This window comes from Ideonella sp. P3_A4 (assembly GCF_056403075.1).
Window position 1 is genome coordinate 1 of sequence record NZ_JBFUGE010000526.1, and the last position, 4,261, is coordinate 4,261.

Sequence of the window (4,261 nt, forward strand, 5' to 3'; positions counted from 1 at the left end):
CGAGGATGGCACCGCGAGCGACGAGTTCTACTGGTACATCGGCGGCCTGCAGAAGTACATCCCCGCCGCGATGGCGCTGTTCGCTCCGTACGTGAACAGCTACCGCCGGCTGGCCCGCTTCACCGCGGCGCCGATCAACATCCAGTGGGGCACCGACAACCGCACCGTCGGCATCCGCTCACCGGTGGCCAGCGCACAGGCCCGCCGGATCGAGAACCGCGTGATCGGCGCCGATGCGAACCCGTACGTCGCTCTGGCCGCCACCCTGGCCTGCGGCTACCTCGGCATCAAGAACAAGATCGCCCCGTCACCCGAGTGCAAGGGCGATGCCTACCTGGGTGACTACCAGCTGCCGCGCAGCCTGGGCGAAGCCCTGGAGCTGCTGCGCAACGATAAGGACCTGGCCGAGGTGCTGGGCAAGGACTTCATCACGGTCTACACCGAGGTGAAGGAAATCGAGCACGCCGAGTTCATGAAAGTGATCTCGCCGTGGGAGCGCGAGCACCTGCTGCTTCACGTCTGAGAGCGATGAATCTTCCTACTGCGCGAACCGATCTCGCGTCTGTGCTGCTCGCCGTACGGGAGTACGGCTGCGCTGCTCGAAGCGACCTCGGTCCGCTCGCTACGGAATCTTCACCACTCTCACCAAGTTTTTGACCCCTTCCTGCTGATCACCATGAGCAACATCACCATCCAAGCCCCCGCCGTCGCCAGCAAGCGTTCGACCAAAGAGTGGCAGCAGGCCGACGCTGCGCACTTCCTGCACCCGTTCACCGACTTCGGTGCGCTGGCCAAGAAGGGCTCGCGCATCATCACCAAGGCCGAAGGCATCTACCTCTGGGACAGCGAGGGCAAGAAGATCCTCGATGCGATGAGCGGCCTGTGGTGCGTCAACGTCGGCTACGGTCAGCAGTCGATCATCGACGCGGCGACGCGGCAGCTGAAGGAGCTGCCGTTCTACAACGCCTTCTTCCAGACGGCCACGCCGCCGGCCATCGAGCTGGCCGAGCTGCTGTCGCAAGTGACGCCGCCGCAGTTCCAGCACGTGTTCTTCGCCGGCTCGGGCTCGGAAGGCAACGACACGATCGTGCGCATGGTGCGCCGCTACTGGGACATCCTCGGCCAGCCCGAGCGGCAGGTGATCATCAGCCGCCACAACGGCTACCACGGCTCGACGATGGCCGGCGCCTCGCTCGGTGGCATGAGCGGCATGCACGCCCAAGGGGGCCTGCCGATCCCCAACATCGTGCACATCGAGCAGCCCTACGCCTTTGAAAACGGCAAGGGCATGGACCCGGACGCGTTCGGCCTGATGGCGGCCGGCTGGCTCGAAGCCAAGATCCTCGAGGTCGGCGCCGACAAGGTCGCGGCCTTCATCGGCGAGCCGGTGCAAGGTGCCGGTGGCGTGATCGTCCCGCCCAAGAGCTACTGGCCCGAGATCCAGCGCATCTGCGACAAGTACAACATCCTGCTGATCAGCGACGAGGTCATCACCGGCTTCGGCCGCACCGGCAACTGGTTTGGCTGCGAGACCATGGGCAGCAAGCCCGACCTGATGACCTTTGCCAAGGGCGTGACGTCGGGCTACATCCCGCTGGGCGGCGTGATGGTCRGCGAGCGCGTGGCCAAGGTGCTGATCGAGCAAGGCGGCGACTTCAACCACGGCTACACCTACTCCGGCCACCCGGTGGCCTGCGCCGTGGCGATCGCCAACATCAAGCTGATCCAGCAGCTGAAGCTGGTCGAGCATGTGCGCGAAGACGTTGGCCCGTATCTTGCGGATCAGTTCGCCAAGCTGCGCGACCACCCCTTGGTCGGCAGCACCGACACATGCGGTTTGATGGGCGCGATCCTGCTGGTGAAAGACAAGGCGAAGGGCACGCCCTTCCCCGGCGATTTGGAAGTCGGCATGGTCTGCCGCGGCCACTGCTTCGGCAACGGGCTGATCATGCGCGCCGTCGGCGACCGCATGATCATCGCCCCGCCGCTGGTGATGACCCGCGCGCAGATCGACGAAATGATGGCGCTGGTGCGCAAGGCGCTCGACCTGACGCTGGCCGACGTGCACGCCAAGGGCTGGCTTTGAGCTCAGGGGCAGCGGTCGCACCGATGGCTTCCCCGGATGACCGCCGGCTAGACTGCCGGGCGACCCCGCCGGCCGCAGGACCGCCCTCGCCCCACGAACCATCCTGCTGTGCCTGCCCCTTCCCCAGATTCACGTCGTAAAACGGAGATACCCACATGAAGTTCTCGTTCGCCCGCTCAGCCCTGATGCTGGCCACCGCCTTGCTTGCCGTGGCCGGCCCCGCCCAGGCGCAAGAGGAAGAAAAAGTCCTGAACATCTACAACTGGTCGGACTACATCGCTGACGACACGATCAAGAACTTCGAAAAAGAGACCGGCATCAAGGTCCGCTACGACAACTTCGACAACAACGAAATCCTGCATGCCAAGCTGGTCGCCGGCAAGACGGGCTACGACATCGTCGTCCCTTCATCTAACTGGGCAGGCCTGCAGATCCTGGGCGGCCTGCTGGCCAAGCTGGACAAGTCGCAGATCCCGAACATGAAGAACATCGACCCGGCGATTGCGGGCCAGCTGGCCAAGATCGACCCGGGCAACGAACACCTGGTGGACTGGTTGTGGGGGTACACCACCGTGGGCATCAACGTCGACAAGGTCAAGGCCGCGCTCGGCTCGACCCCGATGCCCGACAACGTGTGGGACCTGGTCTTCAAGCCCGAGTACATCAGCAAGCTGAAGTCCTGCGGCGTGTCGTTCCTCGACTCGGCCGACGAAGTGGTGCCCGCAGCGCTGCACTATCTGGGCAAGGAGCGCGTCTCCAAGAACCCGGCCGACTACACCGCGGCCTCGAACCTGCTGAAGACCGTGCGCCCCTACGTGACGCTGTTCAGCTCGTCGGGCTACATCAACGACATGGCCAGCGGCTCGGTCTGCGTGGCACTGGGCTGGTCCGGTGACATCAACATCGCCCGTCAACGCGCCCTCGACGGCAAGACCGGCCAGAAGATCGAAGCGCTGATCCCGAAGAACGGCGGCCTGCTGTTCTTCGACGTGATGGCGATCCCGGCCGATGCGCCGCACCCGGGCAACGCGCACAAGTGGATCAACTACATCCTGAAGCCCGAGGTCAGCGCGTCCTTGACCAACAAGGTCTTCTACGCCAACCCGACCACCGAGTCGAAGAAGTTCGTCAAGGCCGAGGTCGTCAACAACCCGACGGTGTTCCTCTCCGAAGAAAACGTGAAGCTGATGAAGGGCTCGGCGGACCTGCTGAACAACGAGATCCGCCGCCAGCAGAACCGCGTCTACACGAGCTTCAAGACGGGACTTTAGGAGCCCCTTCACCTCGCCTCGCGCGAGGCAAAACCAAGGAGTTTGCGCGGATCCGGCTTTGCCGGTCCGCTGCAAAAGCCCCCTCGGGGGCTGAGGTCGGACACGGACAGTCCCGAGGACTGTTCGAGCCTAACGAAGGGCCGAGCCTGAAGGCTCGGCGCGGTCTGCAAGACGCACCGGAGGGAGCGTGGGGGCTCCATGACCATGGGTAATGACAACTCGAAGTTTCTTCAGATCAAGGATGTCGTGAAGGACTTCGGCGGCTACAAGGCCGTCAACCACGTGAACCTGGACATCGCCAAAGGCGAGATCTTTGCGCTGCTGGGCTCTTCGGGCTGCGGCAAGACCACCTTGCTGCGCATGCTCGCGGGCTTCGAGACGCCCACCTCGGGCAGCATCGTGCTGAACGGGACCGACCTGTCCGGCATGCCGCCTTACGAGCGGCCACTGAACATGATGTTCCAGTCCTATGCGCTGTTCCCGCACCTGACGGTGTGGGAAAACATCGCGTTCGGCCTGAAGCGCGACGGCTGGGCCGGCGACAAGGTGGCCGAACGCGTGGAAGCGATGCTCAAGCTGGTGCAGTTGGGCAAGTACGCCAAGCGCAAGCCGCACCAGCTGTCCGGTGGCCAGCAGCAGCGCGTGGCGTTGGCGCGCAGCCTGGCCAAGCAGCCTGAGATGCTGCTGCTGGACGAGCCGCTGGGCGCACTCGACAAGAAGCTGCGCGAGGAAACCCAGATCGAGCTGGTCAACATCATCGAGCAGGTCGGCGTGACCTGCGTGATGGTGACCCACGACCAGGAAGAGGCGATGACGATGGCCTCGCGCATCGCGGTGATGAGCGAAGGCCGCTTCCTGCAGGTGGGCACGCCGAACGAGATCTACGAGACCCCGGCATCGCGCT

General features: G+C 64.2%; 4 protein-coding genes. All 4 read left to right on the plus strand.

All coding sequences use genetic code 11. The features are described from left to right. The coding region (locus tag AC1DYI_RS28180) for a type I glutamate--ammonia ligase (RefSeq protein WP_477207431.1) at window positions 1-523 on the plus strand (523 nt) is incomplete at its 5' end. Between the two features lie 153 nt (window positions 524-676). After that, window positions 677-2,086, plus strand: coding sequence for an aspartate aminotransferase family protein (locus AC1DYI_RS28185; protein ID WP_477207432.1), 1,410 nt, complete (start codon window positions 677-679; stop codon window positions 2,084-2,086). A 155-nt stretch (window positions 2,087-2,241) separates the two neighbouring features. Continuing rightward, window positions 2,242-3,357 carry a polyamine ABC transporter substrate-binding protein gene (locus tag AC1DYI_RS28190; protein WP_477207433.1) on the plus strand — a complete coding sequence of 372 codons (1,116 nt, stop codon included), beginning with the start codon at window positions 2,242-2,244 and terminating at the stop codon, window positions 3,355-3,357. A 204-nt stretch (window positions 3,358-3,561) separates the two neighbouring features. Next, window positions 3,562-4,261 (plus strand): ABC transporter ATP-binding protein (locus tag AC1DYI_RS28195; protein ID WP_477207434.1); only part of this gene is annotated, 700 nt, incomplete at its 3' end.

Excerpts from the sequence above, each read along its gene's own strand:
- AC1DYI_RS28190 (WP_477207433.1), top strand. The coding sequence starts at position 2,242 with ATGAAGTTCTCGTTCGCCCGCTCAGCCCTGATGCTGGCCACCGCCTTG.